Source organism: Chryseobacterium ginsengisoli, from assembly GCF_039542325.1.
In the GTDB taxonomy this organism is placed as follows: Bacteria; Bacteroidota; Bacteroidia; order Flavobacteriales; family Weeksellaceae; genus Chryseobacterium; species Chryseobacterium ginsengisoli.
Map to the genome: position 1 here is coordinate 637,856 of NZ_BAABHX010000002.1, position 20,665 is coordinate 658,520.

The 20,665-nt window shown below is 33.9% G+C and carries 19 protein-coding genes; 7 read left to right on the forward strand and 12 right to left on the reverse strand.

All coding sequences use genetic code 11. From position 1 onward, the window contains the following. The first annotated feature begins 57 nt into the window (after nt 1-57). The 6 genes from ABD940_RS07940 (at nt 58) to nhaA (ending at nt 8,872) form a co-directional block, all read left to right on the forward strand. Complete coding sequence (locus tag ABD940_RS07940) at nt 58-2,031, forward strand: acetate--CoA ligase (RefSeq protein WP_345202029.1); 1,974 nt, start codon at nt 58-60, stop codon at nt 2,029-2,031. Continuing rightward, on the forward strand, nt 2,031-2,828 hold the full coding sequence (locus ABD940_RS07945; protein ID WP_345202033.1) for a hypothetical protein: 798 nt from the start codon (nt 2,031-2,033) through the stop codon (nt 2,826-2,828). The genes ABD940_RS07940 and ABD940_RS07945 overlap by 1 nt, the downstream gene beginning before the upstream one ends. Before the next feature lie 54 nt (nt 2,829-2,882). Continuing rightward, entirely contained in the window at nt 2,883-4,790 is a 1,908-nt protein-coding gene (gene acs / locus ABD940_RS07950) for an acetate--CoA ligase (protein ID WP_345202036.1), read from the forward strand. A 212-nt stretch (nt 4,791-5,002) separates the two neighbouring features. After that, on the forward strand, nt 5,003-5,368 hold the full coding sequence (locus ABD940_RS07955) for a hypothetical protein (RefSeq protein ID WP_345202039.1): 366 nt from the start codon (nt 5,003-5,005) through the stop codon (nt 5,366-5,368). Nucleotides 5,369-5,484: 116 nt separating this feature from the next. Beyond that, a complete protein-coding gene (locus ABD940_RS07960) occupies nt 5,485-7,695 on the forward strand; it encodes a RelA/SpoT family protein (RefSeq protein WP_345202042.1) in 2,211 nt (736 codons plus the stop codon). 1 nt (nt 7,696) lies between these two features. Then, on the forward strand, nt 7,697-8,872 hold the full coding sequence (nhaA, locus tag ABD940_RS07965) for a Na+/H+ antiporter NhaA (RefSeq protein WP_345202046.1): 1,176 nt from the start codon (nt 7,697-7,699) through the stop codon (nt 8,870-8,872). Here nhaA and ABD940_RS07970 read toward each other — a convergent pair. Both ABD940_RS07970 and ABD940_RS07975 read right to left on the reverse strand, forming a co-directional pair. Beyond that, nucleotides 8,869-9,885 (reverse strand): YihY/virulence factor BrkB family protein, encoded by a 1,017-nt coding sequence (locus tag ABD940_RS07970; RefSeq protein WP_345202049.1) that lies wholly within the window; start codon nt 9,883-9,885, stop codon nt 8,869-8,871. The two genes, nhaA and ABD940_RS07970, sit on opposite strands and share 4 nt — an antisense overlap. 1 nt (nt 9,886) lies before the next feature. Continuing rightward, entirely contained in the window at nt 9,887-10,909 is a 1,023-nt protein-coding gene (locus ABD940_RS07975) for a DUF4421 family protein (protein WP_345202052.1), read from the reverse strand. A gap of 121 nt (nt 10,910-11,030) precedes the next feature. Between ABD940_RS07975 and ABD940_RS07980 the strand changes: the two genes are divergently transcribed. Next, complete coding sequence (locus ABD940_RS07980) at nt 11,031-11,504, forward strand: 23S rRNA (pseudouridine(1915)-N(3))-methyltransferase RlmH (RefSeq protein ID WP_345202055.1); 474 nt, start codon at nt 11,031-11,033, stop codon at nt 11,502-11,504. A 1-nt stretch (nt 11,505) separates the two neighbouring features. On the opposite strand, the gene ABD940_RS07985 is transcribed toward ABD940_RS07980, so the two are convergent. The 10 genes from ABD940_RS07985 to secD all read right to left on the reverse strand — a co-directional run bounded on the left by ABD940_RS07985 (nt 11,506) and on the right by secD (nt 20,488). Next, the gene (locus ABD940_RS07985) at nt 11,506-11,967 is read right to left on the reverse strand and encodes a tRNA (cytidine(34)-2'-O)-methyltransferase (RefSeq protein WP_345202057.1); all 462 of its coding nucleotides are present in this window, start codon (nt 11,965-11,967) and stop codon (nt 11,506-11,508) included. Between the two features lie 36 nt (nt 11,968-12,003). After that, nucleotides 12,004-12,315, reverse strand: coding sequence for a hypothetical protein (locus ABD940_RS07990; RefSeq protein ID WP_345202059.1), 312 nt, complete (start codon nt 12,313-12,315; stop codon nt 12,004-12,006). Nucleotides 12,316-12,328: 13 nt separating this feature from the next. Further along, a complete protein-coding gene (locus tag ABD940_RS07995; RefSeq protein ID WP_345202061.1) occupies nt 12,329-13,141 on the reverse strand; it encodes a tetratricopeptide repeat protein in 813 nt (270 codons plus the stop codon). Continuing rightward, nucleotides 13,138-13,704 (reverse strand): phosphatase PAP2 family protein, encoded by a 567-nt coding sequence (locus ABD940_RS08000; protein WP_345202064.1) that lies wholly within the window; start codon nt 13,702-13,704, stop codon nt 13,138-13,140. Before ABD940_RS08000 ends, ABD940_RS07995 begins: the two co-directional genes overlap by 4 nt. A 1-nt stretch (nt 13,705) precedes the next feature. Then, nucleotides 13,706-14,041 carry a Sec-independent protein translocase subunit TatA/TatB gene (locus tag ABD940_RS08005; protein ID WP_345202066.1) on the reverse strand — a complete coding sequence of 112 codons (336 nt, stop codon included), beginning with the start codon at nt 14,039-14,041 and terminating at the stop codon, nt 13,706-13,708. 77 nt (nt 14,042-14,118) lie between these two features. After that, on the reverse strand, nt 14,119-14,763 hold the full coding sequence (locus ABD940_RS08010; RefSeq protein WP_345202069.1) for an SCO family protein: 645 nt from the start codon (nt 14,761-14,763) through the stop codon (nt 14,119-14,121). Beyond that, nucleotides 14,735-15,265 carry a toxin-antitoxin system YwqK family antitoxin gene (locus ABD940_RS08015; RefSeq protein ID WP_345202071.1) on the reverse strand — a complete coding sequence of 177 codons (531 nt, stop codon included), beginning with the start codon at nt 15,263-15,265 and terminating at the stop codon, nt 14,735-14,737. Before ABD940_RS08015 ends, ABD940_RS08010 begins: the two co-directional genes overlap by 29 nt. Before the next feature lie 16 nt (nt 15,266-15,281). Beyond that, nucleotides 15,282-16,049, reverse strand: a complete 768-nt coding sequence (locus tag ABD940_RS08020; RefSeq protein WP_345202074.1) for a YHYH protein — start codon at nt 16,047-16,049, stop codon at nt 15,282-15,284. Between the two features lie 138 nt (nt 16,050-16,187). After that, on the reverse strand, nt 16,188-17,420 hold the full coding sequence (locus tag ABD940_RS08025; RefSeq protein WP_345202077.1) for a TCR/Tet family MFS transporter: 1,233 nt from the start codon (nt 17,418-17,420) through the stop codon (nt 16,188-16,190). Nucleotides 17,421-17,578: 158 nt separating this feature from the next. After that, a complete protein-coding gene (secD, locus tag ABD940_RS08030; RefSeq protein WP_345202079.1) occupies nt 17,579-20,488 on the reverse strand; it encodes a protein translocase subunit SecD in 2,910 nt (969 codons plus the stop codon). Nucleotides 20,489-20,665 lie beyond the last annotated feature (177 nt).

Consider the following 20,665-nt stretch of genomic DNA (forward strand, 5'->3'; position numbering starts at 1 on the left):
GCGAACAAAGTGAAGCAATCTCAAAACCATTAAGAGTTGATTTAAGTAATTAAGAGATTGCTTCGTCGCTTCGCTCCTCGCAATGACAAACCACATGAGGCAATGTTCCAAAACACAAAAATTAATATGAATACAGATACACTTTTTAAACAAAGCATAGAAGACAAAGAAAATTTCTGGAAAGAACAGGCTCAGGAAATCGACTGGTTTGAATTTCCTACTACAATTCTCTCAAAAGACAAAAAAAATTACACTCAATGGTTTTCCGATGGAAAGCTGAATATGTGCTATTTGTGTATCGACAAACATATTGAAGACGGTTTTGGAGAACAGATTGCAATTGTTTACGATTCTCCGGTTACGAATCAGAAGAAAAAATATACTTTTAATCAGGCAAAAGAAGAAATTTCAAAACTGGCGGGAGGTTTGTCATCTTTAGGCTTAAAAAAGGGTGATACTGCTGTCATTTATATGCCGATGATTCCACAGACACTTTTTGCGATGTTGGCTTGTGCGAGAATTGGAGTAATTCACAATGTCGTTTTTGGAGGCTTTGCGCCAAATGAATTGGTTGTTAGAATCGATGATTGTAAACCAAAAGCTTTAATTACAGCCACTGCAGGAATTGAAACTGCCAAAAGAATTCCGTATTTGCCGTTAGTTGAAAAAGCGATTGAACTTGCTCAGAATAAAGTCGATAATATTATCGTTTTCAACAGAAAATTAGTAGATAACCAACACGAAATGTTTGACGGATTGATTGATTATGAAGAATTGGTTCAAAAATCAGAACCTGTCGATTGCATTTCAGTTGAGTCAACTCATCCACTCTATTTATTATACACATCCGGAACGACGGGAAAACCAAAAGGAATCACGCGTGATACAGGAGGTTACGCGACCGCTTTGAAATTTTCCATGAAATATATTTACGGCGTTGAGCAAGGAGAAACGTATTGGGCTGCTTCCGATTTTGGCTGGGCAGTTGGTCATAGTTTTTCGGTTTACGGACCGTTAATTAACAGAAATACAACGATTATTTTTGAAGGAAAACCCATCATGACTCCCGATGCAGGAACTTTTTGGAGAATTATTTCGGAACATAAAGTTTCTGTGATGTTTACAGCTCCAACAGCAATTCGAGCGATTAAAAAAGAAGATCCGAACGGAGAATTGGTCAAAAAATATGATTTAAGCCATTTCAAAAAACAGTTTTTAGCGGGTGAAAGATGTGATGTGGCAACACTGGATTGGTTTGAAGAACACATCGGAGTTCCTGCAATCGACCATTGGTGGCAAACAGAATCCGGTTGGCCGATGTTGGGTTTAATGACTTTTGATGATAATTATAAGATTAAAAGAGCTTCAGCCGGAAAACCGATTCCGGGATATGATATTAAAATTTTTGATGAAAACGGCTATGAACTCGATGCGCATCAGGAAGGCTATTTAATTATCAAGCTTCCGCTTCCACCAGGATCTTTATTAGGAATTTGGAATGACAATGAACGCTTTCAAGACAGTTATTTATCGCAATACAAAGGCTATTATTTCTCTGGAGATGGCGCTATAAAAGATGAAGACGGCTATATTTTCATCACAGGAAGAGTTGATGACGTCATCAATGTTGCAGGTCATCGACTTTCCACTTCGGAAATGGAAGAAATTGTTTCGTCGCATCCCGATGTTGCAGAATGTGCCGTTGTAGGAATCGATGATGAATTAAAAGGACAAATTCCTTTCGCCTTAGTTGTTTTAAAGAATGGATCAACAATTTCAGAAGAAGAGGTCGAAAAAGATATTGTAAAATCAGTTCGTGAAAAAATAGGAGCTGTAGCCTGTCTTAAAAATGTAATGACTGTCAAGCGTTTGCCCAAAACACGTTCAGGAAAAATTTTAAGAAAACTGATAAGAACACTATTAGACAGGAAAGAATTTCAGATTCCGTCGACGATTGATGATGAAAAAATTATAGAAGAAATTCAGCAAAAAATTGAGGAATATAGAAATAAGAAAATCAGTAATAATTAATGAGTCGGAATACTGAAATTTATAGTTTTGATAAAGAAATAGCTTCAAAAGTTCTTTATCAGGATTTAGTAAGCAAAAAACTATTTGAAAAAACATTTGAAGAATTTATTAATGAAAGAAAAATTGAGATAGGAATCTCATATACTGAATCATACGAAAAGATAGTAGACATTGTAAAAGAAGATATTAATAGAATTACTGCTGATGAATTATTTGAATTAGTATACTTTTTAAATACAGAATTATTATATGGTAAACATTATGAAGAATTTAAAGTAAACAATGATGTTCAAAATCTTATTTATGGAAAATATGGTATAACGCTTTTGTATGAATTACCCGGAACTACAACCTGTTACAGTTATATGTTTCAATATGGAAATTATACAGAATACTATCCTATCGAAGAAATAAAATTTGATAAAGATGAGGAAGGGCGAAATATTGATGTCAAAGATTTTTTAAAGTTTAATGATTATATGATATTACTGATGAACCGTATTCTAAGCAGCGGCATTAATGAATATTATAATGATTCTGAAAGCTATCTCAATGAACTTGAGAAAACTATATTAGAACAAACAATTTTAAAATATCATAAAGATAAAGAGTTTCTTAAAATTATTGAAGAAGAGTTTAACTTTATTAAATCCACCCATGAAAGTACGAATGAAGTAGATTCAGCCACGGTAAATACAGTATATTGTGCGCACAATATTTTAACTACTTCAATAGAAATGAAATTAAAAATTAATCCGAAAAAAAATTCACGAATCGTTATTGTTGATTCTGTCTAAAAATACTCACAATTGTAAAATAAATATTAAAATATATTAAATAATAAAAAGGATATGAGAAATTACCAAATAGAAGATTTACCACATTATTTTGAAGAATATAAAAAGTCTATCAAAAATCCTAAAAAATTCTGGGATAAGATTGCCGATCAAAATTTTGTATGGTATCAAAGATGGAGCAAGGTCGTAAAATATGATATGAATGAAGCCAAAATTGTTTGGTTTAAAAATGCAAAATTAAATATTACCAAAAACTGTCTCGATAGACATTTAGCTGTGAGAGGCGAAAAAACCGCTATCATTTGGGAACCGAACGATCCAAAAGAGGAAGCTCAGCATATTTCTTACAACGAATTATACACGAGAGTTAACAAAACTGCCAATGTTTTAAAAGACATGGGAATCGAAAAAGGTGATAGAGTCTGTATCTACCTTCCAATGATCCCGGAATTGGCAATTACAATGTTGGCTTGTGCAAAATTAGGCGCTGTTCACTCCGTTATTTTCGCCGGATTTTCGGCTTCTGCTGTTGCATCCAGAGTGAATGACTGTGGGGCTAAAATGGTCATCACATCCGATGGAAGCTACAGAGGAAATAAAGTTTTAGACTTAAAAAGTATCGTCGATGAAGCTTTAGAAAAAACGCCGACCATTGAAAATGTTTTAGTTGTAAAAAGAACACACAACGAAATCAAAATGAAGGAAGGAAGAGATCATTGGATGGCCGATTTATACGAAAAAGCTTCCGCAGATTTCGTGACCATTATTATGGATGCAGAAGATCCTTTGTTCATTTTATACACTTCCGGTTCGACGGGAAAACCAAAAGGAATGCTTCATACTTCCGCGGGTTACATGGTTTATACGGCTTATACTTTCAAAAACGTATTTAATTATAAAGAAAATGACATTTACTGGTGTACAGCCGACATTGGCTGGATTACAGGACATTCTTACATTCTTTACGGACCGCTTCTAAATGGCGCAACAACCGTAATCTTCGAAGGAGTTCCTACTTATCCTGAACCGGACAGATTCTGGGAGGTTATTGAAAAACATAAAATTACTCAATTCTACACTGCTCCGACTGCTATTCGTTCTTTAGCTAAAGAAAGCACGGAATGGGTTGATAAACATGATTTAAGTTCATTGAAAGTGATTGGTTCTGTTGGTGAACCTATCAATGATGAAGCTTGGCATTGGTTCAACGATCATGTCGGAAAGAAAAAATGTCCGATTGTCGATACTTGGTGGCAAACTGAAACTGGAGGAATTATGATTTCGCCACTTCCTTTTGTGACACCTACGAAACCAACTTATGCTACTCTACCTTTACCAGGAATTCAGCCTGTTTTGATGGATGATAAACGTAATGAGATTTCCGGAAATCAGGTGACGGGAAACCTTTGTATCCGTTTTCCTTGGCCGGGAATTGCAAGAACAATTTGGGGTGATCATCAACGATATAAGGAAACGTATTTCTCAGCTTTTCCGGGAAAATATTTCACTGGCGATGGTGCTTTGAGAGATGAAGTCGGATATTACAGAATCACTGGTCGTGTTGATGATGTAATTATTGTTTCCGGGCACAATTTGGGAACGGCTCCGATTGAAGACAGCATCAACGAACACCCTGCTGTAGCGGAATCCGCGATTGTCGGTTATCCTCACGATATTAAAGGAAATGCTCTCTATGGATTTGTTATTTTAAAAGATTCCGGAGCGGACAGAAAACAGGAAAATCTGGTAAAAGAGATTAATCAGTTAATTTCAGATCAGATCGGACCGATTGCAAAATTGGACAAAATTCAATTTGTTTCAGGGCTTCCAAAGACTCGTTCCGGAAAAATTATGCGTAGAATTTTAAGAAAAATTGCAGAAGGAGATTTCAGTAATTTCGGAGATATTTCTACTCTATTGAATCCCGAAATTGTGGAGGAAATTAAAAATGAAAGAATTTAATTAAACTATATGAACTGAGTATCAGGAAGGCGGGCTTTTTAGTCCGCTTTTTTTATTTTAACATTAAATCAAACGACCGTTCAATAGACATTCTCAAAAATTTTAACTAAATATTATAGACAACACATTAAAATAAAACATTTATTAATAAATTGTTAAAATATGTGAAATTTTATTATTATCTTTAAGTAGAAATTTAAAACATATTGCTTATGTCAAATATATTAGCTGGATTATTTGAACATCACAGCGATTACAAAAAATTAGAAGCCGATCTTGAAAACTCGGGTTTTGAAAATTCAGATTACATTGTATATCTTAATGAAGAAAACCATCACTCGCAATATTTAGTGAGCGTTGCAGTGAAAGATAATAATCAAATTGATGATGCGCATCAGATTTTTAATCAAAATACGGTTTTAAAGACGTATCTATTTGAAAACATGAAAATTGAGCAGGCAAATTACATGAACCTCAAAAGATTCATTGATGCCAGAAACAAAGCAGACATTCATAACAGTCCAAATGTAAAAATCAAAATTTCCGCTACCGGAATGGATTCTGAAGTAAAGTTTTAAACAATTTAAGATAAAAATTAATAACCGAAAATCCGTAGAGCGTTTCTACGGATTTTTTTGGCTTTGAAAAGTGCGAAAAATTTCGTATTTTCGTTTAAATATAGGCTTTTACACAAATGAGTTACGACTTAGAACAGGAAAACAAAGAGATCCTTGCGAGGTATAAAGATCTGATCTCTAATACATACCGAACTTTAGATGAGGAAAATAACAAGCTCATCCGAAAGGCATTCGACATTGCATTGGATGCACATAAAGATCAACGAAGAAAATCTGGTGAACCTTACATTTACCACCCAATTGCTGTTGCTAAAATCGTAGCGACGGAAATTGGTTTGGGAGCAACTTCTATTGCATGCGCACTTTTGCATGATGTAATCGAAGATTCTGATTATACTTATGAAGATCTGAAGAAAATTTTTGGTGAAAAAATAGCCAACATCGTGAATGGACTGACGAAAATTTCCATCATGAATCATCAGAATATTTCGGTACAGTCTGAGAATTACAGAAAGCTATTACTTACTCTTTCTGAGGACTTTAGAGTAATTTTAATTAAAATTGCAGACCGTCTTCACAACATGCGAACGTTGGAAAGCATGGCTCCGGACAAGCAGAAAAAAATTGCTTCTGAAACGGTTTATATTTATGCTCCGATGGCGCACCGTTTAGGTTTGTACAATATCAAATCTGAGCTTGAAGATTTATCTTTAAAATATAATAATCCGGATATTTACAATGAGATCACGGAAAAATTGGAACTTGCCAAGGAAAACCGTGAGAGATATATTGAAGAGTTTAAAAAAGAAGTTTCTGAGAAATTAAATGAAGAAGGTTTAAACTTTAAGATCAAAGGTCGTGCGAAAGCTATTTCCTCAATTTACAGGAAAATGTTGAAACAGGGTGTTTCTTTTGAAGAAGTTTTCGACAATTATGCCATCAGAATCATCTATAAATCAGATGCTAAGAATGAAAAATTCCTTGCATGGAAAATTTATTCGATCGTAACGGATGTTTACCACAGCAACCCTTCAAGAATGCGTGACTGGATCACTCAACCACGTTCTACGGGTTATGAAAGTCTGCATTTAACCGTTCTCGGTCCTGATAAAAAATGGATCGAAGTACAAATCCGTTCCGAAAGAATGGACGAAATTGCTGAAAAAGGTGTTGCAGCACATTACAAATACAAAGAAGGTTACAAACAAAGCTCCGATGACCGTAATTTTGAGAACTGGGTAACAGAAATCCGCGACGTTCTGGAGCAGCAGCAGGATCTTTCGACGTCTGAACTTTTGGATAATATTAAGCTTAACTTATATTCAAAAGAGGTTTTTGTATTTACGCCAAAAGGTGAAATTAAAATTTTACCCACAAATGCAACAGCTCTTGACTTTGCGTTTTCTGTTCACTCCGATCTGGGAATGAAGTGTTTAGGTGCGAAAATCAATGGAAAATTAGTTCCGATTTCATATGTTCTGCAAAACGGAGATCAGATTGATATTCTTTCTTCTCAAAACCAAAAACCAAAATCCGACTGGCTGGAATTTGTAGTAACATCAAAAGCTAAGTCAAAGATTAAGAGTTATTTAAATTCTCAAAAAAATCAATTGGTAGAAGATGGAAAAGAAATTCTTCAAAGAAAACTTCGTCATGCGAAAATCAATTTCAATGATGAAGAGATCAATAAGCTTCAAAAATTCTTTAATCTTAAAAGTTCACAGGAATTATTTCTTAAATTCCAAAGTAACGAACTGGATGCAAGCAGCTTAAGAAAATATCTTGAAAGCAAAAACGTATTTAATAACTTACTTTCAAGGTTCAGAAAATCTCCAACGAAAAACACAGTTTATGTAGAACCGAAGGAGCAGAATCTGGATATGATCGTCTTCGGAAAAGATGAAGAAAAACTGAATTACAGCTATGCAAAATGCTGTACGGTAATTCCCGGAGATAAAATTTTCGGTTTCATCACCATTTCAGACGGGATTAAAGTTCACAGTGACAATTGCCCAAACGCAATTAATCTTCGTGCTCAATACGATTATCGTGTAATTCCTGCAAAATGGGTGAATGCAGAAAGCTTCAAAAACAGAGTAAAAATCGAGATTGAAGGGCTTGACAGAATGGGAATGATCAATGATATTACAACCGTAATCAGCGGTTCGATGGGAATGGATATGAAGAGTATGTCGATTGAATCCAACGACGGAATTTTCACAGGAAGCATAATTCTTGAGGTAAAAAATAAAAGCCAATTGGAACAGACATTTAAAAAGCTTAACGAAATTGATGGAGTTTCCAAAATAAGGAGATTACAGTCCTAAAATGAATTTAACACTATATTTTAAAAAATTTTTCAAAAGCAGCCAGTCTTCAGGGATTATTCTGATTTTCTGTGTTTTACTATCTTTATTGATCGCAAATTCTTCTTTAGCAGAAAGTTTTCAGCGATTTTTGGATACAGAAGCCGGAACTGAAATATTTCATTTAAAATACCCGGTCAGTATTTGGATCAACGATGGTTTGATGGCGATTTTCTTTCTTTTGGTTGGGTTAGAAATCAAAAGAGAAATGATGGAAGGAGAACTTTCATCTTTTAAAAATGCATCACTTCCTATTTTTGCGGCAATTGGCGGAATGATTGTTCCGGCAGTTATTTACACTATCTTCAATTTTGGAACGAAGTATGGAAACGGTTGGGGAATTCCGATGGCAACAGACATTGCATTTTCCTTGGCTATAATTTCGATGTTAGGGAAAAAAATTCCTAATTCTATTAAAATTTTTCTTGCTGCATTGGCAATTGTGGATGATCTGGGAGCAATTTTAGTAATCGCTGTATTTTATACGGAACAAATTCATTGGACATATTTATTACTGTCTTTTGGCGTTACAGCTTTATTATTTTTATTAAATTTTTTAAAGGTTACGAAAATTATTTTCTATATCATTCCGGGATTATTTTTGTGGTATTTTCTGCATCATTCAGGAATTCATGCTACGATTGCTGGAGTTGTTTTGGCATTTTCAATTCCAACGAATGTTTCTAATGTGGAGATTTCTCCATTGGAAAAACTGGAACACCAATTACATTTTCCTGTAAGCTTTTTGATTATGCCGATTTTTGCTTTAACCAATACAAATATCACTTTTAATAATGAAATGATTTCCGGATTGACAAGCACTTTAGGATTGGGAATTATAGGAGGTTTGGTTTTAGGGAAATTAATTGGGATTAATCTATTTTCTTTACTCGCTATTAAACTGAAATTAAGCTCATTGCCTCAAAACAGTTCGTGGATGCAAATGTTGGGCGTAGGATTTCTTGCCGGAATTGGTTTTACAATGTCGATTTTTATTGCGTTGCTTTCTTTTAAAGGAGAAATTGAAATTCAGGACAATGCTAAATTTGCCATTTTGATCGCTTCTTTTTTAGCTGCAACTTTGGGATATATTATTTTAAATTTAAGCTCTAAAAAGGAATTTCTAGAAGAAAATTAATCTTTTTTCTTTTGTTTATTAAATTCCCGCTTGTGTTCGTCATCACTTTCTAAATTTGGTTCAGAGTTTTGTGAATGATAGCTTTTCGCTTCTTTTTTAATCTGATCGGATAATAATTTTTCAATTCTTAATTTTCGAAGCGCCATATTCAGTTCGTTTCCGAAAAGGAGAAGCCAGACGTTTACATTTACCCAAACCATCAGAAGAATCATACTTCCAATTGATCCGTAAAGTACATTGTATCGTGCAATATTTTTAACATATAAAGCAAAAAGATAGGTTGTCACAACAAACAAAACTGTTGTTAAAATTGCACCCGGAACAGCCTGTCTGAATCTTGCAATTCTTACTGTTCCCAACCAATAAAATAATGTCAATAATATAAAATAAAATATAGGAAAATAAACAAATCCAATGATTTTTGAAAGGTTGTCGACAAGCCAGGAAATGTCATAAACAGGAGTAAATAATTTTAAAACAACCTCAGAATAATACACACCAAAAAGTGTCAAAAAAACAACTGTTATAAATCCGATCGTAATGAAAAATGAAAGAATAAATTCCTTTACATCAGTCATTTTTTCGTCTGTATTTTCGTTAAATCCATTAATTAACGAAAATGTCCCATTTGTTGCAAAAACCAATGCCAAAACCACTGTAAAACTACTGATTCCCTTCATATTAGGAACGATACTGCCTTCAATATAACCTCTTACATCATTTTCCATTTTTGCAGGAAAAACATTATGAATAAGAACCTCAAAAATATAAAACTGAAGCTTATCGTAATGTGGCATATAAGGCAAAACGGACAATAAAAAAAGAATGAACGGAAATAGACTGATGGTAAAACTCCATGAAATTGCAGCCGCCTTACGCCCTAATTTTCCTTTAAAAATCCCCCGAATATAGATCTCAAACATCTGCCAAAGTGATATTCCCAAAACAGGAATATGTATATCATCGAAGAATTCTTGAACTTTCAAGATGAAGTTAGGAAGTTTTATGCCCATTTTACTTTAAAATATTGTCTATTTTATCAAAGTTTCTGTTTACAAATTTAGGCGAATTAAATCGGAAACCTAATCCAATTCTAAAAAGCCACTGTGTTGTCGAATAAAAATTTTCATTGGAACTGTTGATCCAGTTCAGTTGAGTTCCGCCTCCGAAAAACCATTTTCCGTTATCATACCCAATTCTCGCATTAGAATACAATCCGACATTAAACTCATGAAAATCTTCATCAATTAATTTTGAATAATAAAATTCAGGATAAATTTCAACTATTGCGTACCAATTTTGTTTGATCATTTTTTGAACTCCACCACCCGATCGTAATGCAATTCTTACGTCTTTTGAAGGCGAATCGTTTTCATTTTCATTAAAAATTTCACCCTGATAAATCGTTTTATTAAGGTCACTCAGAATATTATATTGATAAAATAAACCAGTGCTTAATAGAAAGACATCTTTCAACGGTTGATGAGTCATATTATTGAAGCTTCTGTAATCCGTTTTATTTCCTAACCACAAATAGCTTGTTTCTCCTTTAAATGAACGGTATTTTGCATCAGGAAACTGCAAATAACCTTCTTCATTGTAATCGTTTCCGTACACCAATCGCATAAAGTCTTTTGTATCCTGAAAATATAATCCTTTTACCTGGCTAAAATAAACATACTGTCTAAGTTTTGGACTCAAAAAAAATGTAAATCCAAAATTGAAATACTTTGATTTTCCTTTTTCAGGATCATCGTTGTTGATTCTGGTAAATTTTGGAGCAAAGGAAAAGCTTACATCCAACCATCGATATCGCATAAAAAATTCTGTGTAGAAAGCATCATTCGGTCTTAATATAAAAATTTTGTCCTGATATCGTAAACCGAAAGTATTGTGAAGATAACTTAACCCTGCAACGACTGAAATTTTATTTTTATCCTCTTTAATATACTGCCTTATTTTCTCTTCATTAACTTCCTGACTGTAAGAAATTAATGAAGAGAATAAAAAAGTAAAAGAAAGGATTTTTGCTTTCATCGAATTGGTGTTATTACAAAAGTAATGATTTTTTTAAACTTGAAAACCTTCTTGAAACTCCATAAATTATGACTTTCCTTAATTTATGAATATCTTTGACATTTAAAACTTAAAACAGAAAATGCAGATCAATTTGCTTTGTATCGGTAAAACGGACGATAAGGAAATCACTTCTTTAATTAATTACTATCTGAAAAGACTTCCTAAACACTGGAATTTTGAGATTATTGAAATTCCTGACGTAAAAAATGCTAAAAATCTGTCGCCGGATCTTTTGAAAAAAGAAGAAGCAAAACTGTTCATGAATCATATTGACAGAACTGATCTCGTCGTAATTCTTGATGAAAAAGGAAAACAATTTACCAGTCGTGAATTTGCACAAAAAATTGATAACTGGATGAATTCTTCAGTGAAAAAAATTCATATTTTAATTGGTGGAGCGTATGGTTTCTCAGAAGAAATCTATACGAGAGCCAACGAAAAAATGTCATTATCTAAAATGACATTTACTCACCAGATGATCCGGTTATTTATCGTTGAACAGGTATATCGTGCCGATCAGATTTTACAGGGAAAGCCTTATCATAACGATTAAATTATATCTTAACTTTTAAATTAATCTGCCTTTTTGCTTCCCCAACCACGAAAGCAACGGAATTGGCGATATTAAAACTTCGGATAAGTTTAGACATAGGAATTGTTAAATGATTTTCAAAACGGTCTAAAACATCTTTACTTAAACCAACACTTTCTTTTCCGAAAACAAGCCAGTCTCCGTCCTGAAAATCTGTTTCAAGATAAGATTTTTCGGCATGTGAGCTCATCAAAAAAACACGCGATAAATCGGGAATATTTTTAATCCACTCATCTACATTTTCATATTCAGTAACATCAAGATGTACCCAATAATCAAGACCTGAACGTTTTAAATTTTTATCATTAATTATAAATCCGAATGGATGGATCAAATGCAATCTGCTTTCTGTTCCGACGCATAATCTTCCGATATTGCCTGTATTATTTGGTATTTCCGGTTCTACAAGAACAATGTTTAACATGAATAGATATATTTATTTAAAAATTTATGATAGTTATTAATCTTTCGTAGTTACCATGACAATTTGTATAATTCCTTTGTCTCTGAATTTTTTCTTGACATCATTACCTGTAAGAACCATCACATATTTTATATTTTCTGAAGGCACTTTTTTCACCGCATCGATATTCGTTTCAACTTTATTCAGATAAAAAAGAGAATTTGAGGATTTTGCGTCGGATCTTTTCAAGGCAGCTTCCAGCAGAGAATTTTCTTCAGTTTTTATTTCAGATTGCTGAGCATTGATGAAAGTCATTACTCCAAGAGTAAATACTGCGGTTACAAATAATTTTAGATTTGGTAATTTCATGTAATATACTAGTTTATTTTTTCTCACATTTAGCGTACTGCTCCAAAAGCAACGGTTTTTCGTAGCCCATACTTACAGCTTTATCCAGACTTGCACAGGCTTCTTTTATTTTTCCAGTTTCAAATAAAATTAATGCTTTGTTTACATGAGCTTGGGAGAACTTAGGATCGATAGCAAGAGCTTTATTTACGTCTGCAAGAGCCTCTTTATTTCTCTTTAATTTAAAATAAACATCACCTCTCCCACTGTATAAAAGTGACTCCGGTTTTTCAGCAATCAATTGATTATAATCCTTTAAAGCACCTTCCAGATCACCACTGTTTTTCTTAAGATTGGCCAATCCTGTTCTTGCGTAAATATTATCCGGAGCGAAAGTTAAGATTTGATTTAAATCTTTTGCAGCAAGATCTTTTTTACCTAAATTTTCATAAATTTTAGCACGTGTAAGATACATATCTGCATTTTCAGGCTCTAGTTTAAGACCTTGGTTCAGATAATCTATTGCGGCTTGCTTATTGCCTTTCTGTCCGTGAATAGAACCTAAATTGGCATAAACAGCTGCAGACATCGGATTTGCTTTCAATGCAGATTCATAGGATTTGAAAGCTGAAGTTGTCTTTCCCAATCTTCTTTGCGCCGTTCCTAGATTGTTGTAATATTCGGACTGTAATTTCTGGATTTTTTCACTTTGAGCCAATTTTAGATATTGCTCTTCAGCACATTTATAATCCGCTTTTTGAAAACAGTCTTCTGCAATTTTCTTGTCCTGAGCGTAAAAATATAATGATGAGAAAACTAATGCTGTAAATAATAAAGATTTTTTCATGAAGTTATTTTTTGTTTGTTGATTACTTTTTTCGCGAGCGCACCAAAAACCACTCCCAATAAAGATCCAACAAACGCCCCCACCAAAATATCTATCGGGAAATGCACTCCTAAATATATACGGCTGTATGACACTACTGCAGCCCATACAAATATAGCATAAGGAAACCATTTAATTTTATCTTTTAATAAAATAGTTAAATAAGTTGCCAGTAAAAATGTATTGGATGCATGAGCAGAGTAAAAACCGAATTCCCCGCCGCATTTCACAATTCTCATGTGATGCTCCAGTGTAGGATCATGACAGGGTCTTAACCTTGCTACTCCATATTTGAAAATACTTGCAACCTGATCGGAAACCGTAACTCCGATTGCTATAAATATCAGAATAAAAACTAAAGATCTTAGTTTATAATTTTTGAATAAAAAATAACAGAAAATAATGTAAAGCGGAACCCAGATCCAAGTGCTGGAAATCAGCATCCAAAACTGATCAAAAGGCGTGTCTCCCAAATTATTAAGAAACAAAAAGACCTTTTTATCTTCCTGAATAATTTCCTCCATCTTATCTGCTTACCGGTCCTTCGTAAGTTTCGTCTTCAGAAGGTTTCGGTTTTGGAGGTTCATTTGATGCTTGTGGCTCCGTTAAAATATCTTTTTGGATATCTTTCATTGGATTAAATTCTTTTGCAGCATCTTTTACTTTTTCAATTTCACGTTTAATCTCAGAAACAGGGTTATCAGTTTCTTTCATGATCTCAGTTTTGATGTCTTCCACTGCACCACGCATCTTTCTTACACCCGCGCCTAAGTCGCGTGCAATCTGAGGAAGTTTATCCGGTCCGAATAATACAACGATTGCTACAGCAATCAGTGCCATTTCTCCAATGCTTAATTCCATTTTGTAAAATTACGAAAGATATGTGAAACTGAATATGAAATATTGAGTTTTAATAAAATATTAAGTTTTGTAGGAATTTATTCCTTTTTTAACGTTTCAATATCTTTAATAAGCTGCTGAATATCAGTCTGCAAAGTTCCGTTATAAATTCCACGTATTTTTTTGTCCTGATCGGCTAAAATAATATGTTCTGTATGAAGGAATTGTGTACTGTCACGAGTAAATCCGAGATCCTCTTCAGCAAAATAAGACTGACGCGCCAATTTATAAATTTCACCTTTGTTTCCCGTAAGAAAATGCCAGTTGGGATTATTTATTTTATGTAATTCTTTAAAATCTTTCAGCTTTTGCGGATTGTCGATCCAAGGAGTTACCGAAAAAGATAATAAAAGAACATTCGGATCATTTTTAAATTTTTTATCAACCACACTTAAATTCTCAATTATTGTAGGACAAATACTACCACAAGATGTAAAAATAAAACTGGCAACATGTATTTTGTGATTTACAGCTTTATCCGTAATAATCTTATTATCTTGATCCCTAAATGAAAATGAATCTATATGATGAGTGATCTTTTCTGAAGCTTCATTTTTAGATAAAAACTGTGGTGTAAAATCTGGCGTATTGTAATAAGGCAAAGAATTATCTTCCCGTTTTTGGCAGGAAAACATCATTATCAAACCTAAAAAACTACTTCTGAAAAATACTGTCCGTAACATTTACACAATTTTTTGTTCCTAATAATCCGTAACGTTTTCCGTTTTTTACAATGTAATTAGATCTTATTTTTCCGTTATCGTAAAACTGTTTCTGACTTCCTTCTTCATAGCCTGATTTATAGTGCATTTCTTTTATCAATCTGCCATTTGGGTTCCATTCTTTATATTCACCATCATTTTCACCTTTCAGAAAAGAACCTGATATTTTCATCTTACCATTTTCCCACCATTCTTTCAAAGTTTTGATTTTTGTTCCATTTTCAAAAAAACGCTGTTGGTGTAGTTTACCATCGGGGAAAAACTGTTTCCACTCGCCGTGTTCTTTTCCTTTATTAAATCCTATTACTTCAGCCGTATCTTTTGTATTAGGATAAAAAGAATAGACAATACCGGAAAACGGCTTGTTATTCTGAATTACCAAACCATTATTATTTTCCAGATGAATATCATTAAGATTATAATATTTAAAGTTTTCTCGCTTTGATGACTCACATGAAATCAAAAAAAGAAATAAAAAATTAATTGCTAACAGTTCCCGGCGTTCCATAAAAACCATTTCCGTTGATGTAAGGATCACTGCTTGTAATGTGATAATGATAAATACCGTTGGGATAATCTGCTGTTACTGTAGTATGACCGTGATAAGCATCCAATGAAGCATTTGCAACCACTACTCCGCCTTCTTCAGGTCCATAAACAGGAAATCCATCCAATAAAAATCCTAATAATGCAGATTTTGAAGCTTTTACTGTTGTAAGATATTTCGGTTCCACATGATAGTGATAATCTCCGCCCGGAGCAGGATGTCCCCACCATTGGTCGAAAGAAACGATTTCACCAGACAAAGGCTGATTGGGTCCCGCATATTGATTAAAGAAAGGAACTCCATTCAAAGAAACTCCAATAGGACCAAGCGGTGTTGCAGAATGTGCAGAATTAACGGCTGGATTTAAAGGAATTTTAAAAGTATAATTTTTTGTAGAAATTGAATTCGGGTTTTTAGAAAATGTATAACCTCCGTAAGTTGTTCCGGAAAAATTTTCATATAAACTATTGGTAGTAGGATAATAAACACTTTTATGATCGGGCGTTCCTGTTGTTTTTATATAAACGTATGTTCCGTCTGAAGTAATGCTTGATGCACCATAAATTTTCTTATAAATAGCGGGAACTTCAGTATTGTTTCCGCTATTTGTGTCATTCTGACCGGTAGCGTCATCACTACTGCTACAACTAAAAAATAATGTTGTTGAAACTATCCCTAATAAGAACTTATGAATTTTCATATTTATGTTAATTTTGCCAAATATATAAAAATATCACAATACAAAATTCAATTAAATAAAAAATAATCATCTAAAAATTAATTTTTAAACAAAAAAGAAACGAACCAAAAATATGATTCGCTCTTTTTATTATTTAAATTAAATTTTTTCTTTTTTATTTTCTTTTCTCTGGAAATTGAAATAAGTAATTACTACACTTATTGCCATTAAAACAAAGGCTAAGAAGAAAGGCGCTCCCGGAAATTTAAAGAAAGCATCTTCTTTACTGAACTGATAGTATAAATTAGCCATTAACGGAGGTCCTATTGTAGCCGTTATACTCATCAAACTCGTTAAAGCACCTTGTAATTCTCCTTGTTCATTTGGAGCAACATTTTTTGTAATTACAGACTGAAGAGAAGGTCCGCAAATTCCTCCAAGACAGTAAGGAACAAGAATGGCAAACATCATCCAGCCTTCTGTAGCTAAAGAAAACAACAACATCCCTATTGCATACATTCCTAAACCTATATAGATACTTTTGTATTCTCCTAGTTTTGGAGCCGTCCATCGTATCAAAACTCCCTGTACCAAAGCCACCAATAATCCTACAACTCCTAATGAAACACCAACAGTAAATTCTGTCCACTTAAATTGTCCCATTGTGAAATAACTCCAGTTACTTTGCACAGCGTGACCTGCAATATAAACTAAGAAAAGTGTTGCTACCAAACCTGAAAGTTCAGGGTGTTTTAATAAAAATTTTAGTGAACCTATAGGATTTGCTCTTTTCCAATCAAATTCTCTTCTTTTATCTTTATCCAGACTTTCAGGAAGAATAAAATATCCATAAAGGAAATTCAATAAACATAAAACTGCCGCTGCATAAAAAGGAACTCTTGCTCCGAAATGCCCCAAAACACCACCAATAAGCGGTCCGATGATAAAACCTAATCCAAATGCAGCACCGATAAGTCCAAAATTCTTTGCGCGATCCTGATCCGTAGAAATATCTGCAATATAGGCGCTCGCTGTTGTAAAGCTCGCTCCCGTAATTCCCGCAATCACTCTACCTACAAATAAAAGCCATATACTCGGTGCCAAAGCAAGGAAAACATAGTCTACTGCAAAACCAAAAAGAGAAATCAAAATAATAGGTCTTCTTCCATATTTATCACTTAAATTCCCAATCACTGGTGAAAATATAAACTGGGTAAAAGCATACGCAAAACCAAGCCATCCTCCATATTTAGCAGCTTCTGTTACGCTTCCGTGAATAAGCTCTTCAATAAGCTTTGGAATAACGGGAATAATAATTCCCAATCCTATTACATCTATCAAAAGTGTAATAAAAATAAAACCAATAGCTGCTTTTTTCCTTGAGTTCTCCATAATTTTGCAAAAATAGTCAAATCAGGAAAAATAATGATTCTAAATTATTATTAAAGTGAAAGATAGATTCTGAATTATAAATTTTAAAATTAAAATTTTTGTTCACAAAAAAAGCCTTTCAAATTGAAAGGCTTTTTTCTTATTTATTGTAGTATAAATTATTTTGAAGTAAGAACTTCTTTGCTTGAAGTCGTTTTACCGTGTACTTCATCTTCTTTACCTGTTTTCAGGAAGTCATAAGCAATAGCCGATGCAATAAAGATTGATGAATATGTACCGAATCCGATACCTATTAACATAGCAAACATGAATCCTCTTAAGTTATCTCCACCAAAGATGAAGATCGCTAAGATTACCAGAATTGTAGTAAATGACGTGTTGAACGTTCTACCCAATGTACTAGAAATAGAGTCATCAAATAGACCTGCTAATGTTAATGATTTCTTCTCTCTTAAATACTCTCTAATTCTGTCAAAGATAATTACCGTATCATTGATCGAGTAACCTAATACCGTCAATATCGCAGCAACGAAATCCTGGTTAATTTCCATGTTGAACGGCATAAATTTATGAAGCAATGAATATGCTCCCAAAATAATAACCGCATCGTGGAACAACGCCGCAACAGCACCAAGAGAGAATTGCCATTTTCTAAATCTGATTAAGATATAGATAAAGATACCTCCTAAAGCTGCAACTACAGCAAGAATACCATGAGTTTTAATATCATCTGCAACAGTAGGTCCTACTTTTTCAGAAGAAATAATTCCTACGTGACCTTTTTCAGGAGCTTTGAAATCTTTCATCGTCGTGTTTGCAGGAAGACTTGTTTTTAAACCTTCATATAATTTCTGCTCAACAGTCTGGTCAGCTTTTAAAGATTCGTCATCAATAAGATAATCTGTAGAGATTTTCAACTGGTTATCGTTTCCGAAAGTTTTAGCCTCCACAGAAGAGTTTTTACCATCTTCAGTTTTGAAAATTGTAACCAATTTACCTTCGATATCTTCTGCATTAACAGCTTTATCAAATCTTACGATATAATTTCTACCCCCTGTAAAGTCGATACCGTATTTGAATCCGTGGATTGCAATAGATGCGATAGAAACTACAGTAAGAATAGCAGAAATAATGTAAGCATATTTTCTTTTTCCAATAAAATCGATCCAAGTATTTCTGAAAAGGTTTTTCGTAGCACCAGTCCAAACAGAAAGGTGTTTTCCTTTATTTAATCTTGAGAAGATCATCGCTCTTGAGATCAATACCGAAGTAAAGAACGTCATCAAGATACCGATTCCTAAAGTTAATGCGAAACCTTTAATTGGTCCTGTTCCGAAAAGGAAAAGTACTCCTGCCGTTAATAAAGTCGTTAAGTGACCATCAACAATTGCACTCAAGGCATGTTTGAAACCATCTTTGTAAGCTTCTAAAATACTTTTTCCTGCAAATAATTCTTCCTTGGTTCTTTCGTAAATAATTACGTTCGTATCTACCGCCATTGCCATTGTAAGAACGATACCCGCGATACCAGGAAGTGTAAGAGTTGCGTCAACGGAATCCATAATTCCGAAGATATAGAATAAGTTGATGATCATTGCAATTACAGCGTATACACCTGCACCACCGTAATAGAAAATGATATAAACTATAATTAATAAAAATGCAATACCAAATGACATTACCCCTGCATCAATAGACTCTTGTCCTAATGAAGGTCCTACAACAGTAGCCTGAACTACTTTTGCACCTGCAGGTAATTTACCAGCTCCTAAAACGTCAACCAATTCTTTAGCTTCTTCCTGAGAGAAGTTACCCGAGATTTGAGTTCTACCGTTAGGAATTGCATTTACAACATTCGGAGCAGTATAAACTCTTCCGTCCAATGTAACAGCAACCGGTTTACCAACATTTTTCTCAGTTAAAGTTTTCCATTCTTTAGCACCTTTAGAATCCATCTGCATATCTACTACTACTCTGCTCAACTCATCATAGCTGATATTAGCAGTTTCAACAGCACCGTCTACAGGAGCTTTTTGATTGATGTTACCTCTGATTGCATACAATACTAAACTTTCAGTATCTGTAGCTTCAGGCTTGTAACCCCACATGAATTGGGTATATTTAATGTTAGACGGACGTAAAGACTGACCTACTTTGCTGTTCAATATCTTGTTTACAGCAGCTGTATCAGAAAGTTTTACATTCGCAACACCATTTGTTCTTAATTTGTCAAGGTGTAAAAGATTCATGAAGTTTACGGTTTTCGCAACTCCCATAGAATCACCTTTTACAGCAACCATAGACGTTAAAGTCTGGAAATATGGTGCCATTTCAGGAACTTGCTGTACTTCCCAGAATTGAAGTTTTGCAGAAGTCTGAAGCATTTTCTTCACCTTATCGATGTCCTTCATACCCGGCATTTCTACAGAAATTCTTGCAGTTCCCGGTACTCTCTGAACGTTTGGCTGCACAGCACCCATTTTATCGATTCTCGTTCTGATCACCTCAAAAGCTGTTCCTACAGACGCATCGATTTTTCTTTTAACAATGCTTTTTACCTGATCATCAGGAGTGTTGTACTTCACCTCTGTAAGTGTAGTGTTTCCGAAAAGTTCCGGATCTGCCAACTTCAGGTTTGTACCTTTAGCTTTGTTAATTGCATCGAACTGATCGAAGAAATTGTCGATGTAAGGTTTTGTAGAATTCTTCTGAACTTCATCCGTTTTGTTTAAAGCCTCGATAAGAACCGGGTTGGTAGAATAACTTGTTAAATCATTCACCAAGTCTCTTTGGTTAATTTCCAAAAGGACATTGATCCCCCCTTTCAAGTCCAAACCAAGTTTCATTTCCTTGTCTTTGGCTTTAGTGTAATAAAGTTTTGTGAATCCTAAATTCAGAGTATCCTTAGAAAGTTTTGCAATTTCTTTCTGATACTTCTCCGGATTGTCTCCTGCAATAGCAGTCGCCTGCTTTTCAATTTTGCTGGCGTACCATGTTGGTAATAGCTCGTTTAAGCAAATCAACCCTAGTACAATAGCAACAATTGTAATAAGTCCTTTTCCTTGCATTTTGTTATAACTACGTTAAATTAAGTCGGCAAATATAATCATTTTATTGAGTTTTATGAATTTTTAACAACAGAAATCGTTTATTTTCAGATATATCGGCATTCTTATTTTTATTTAAGATTTAATAATTTTTCCGTGATATTTTAATGAATTTTTCAATACGTGATTGGTATGAAA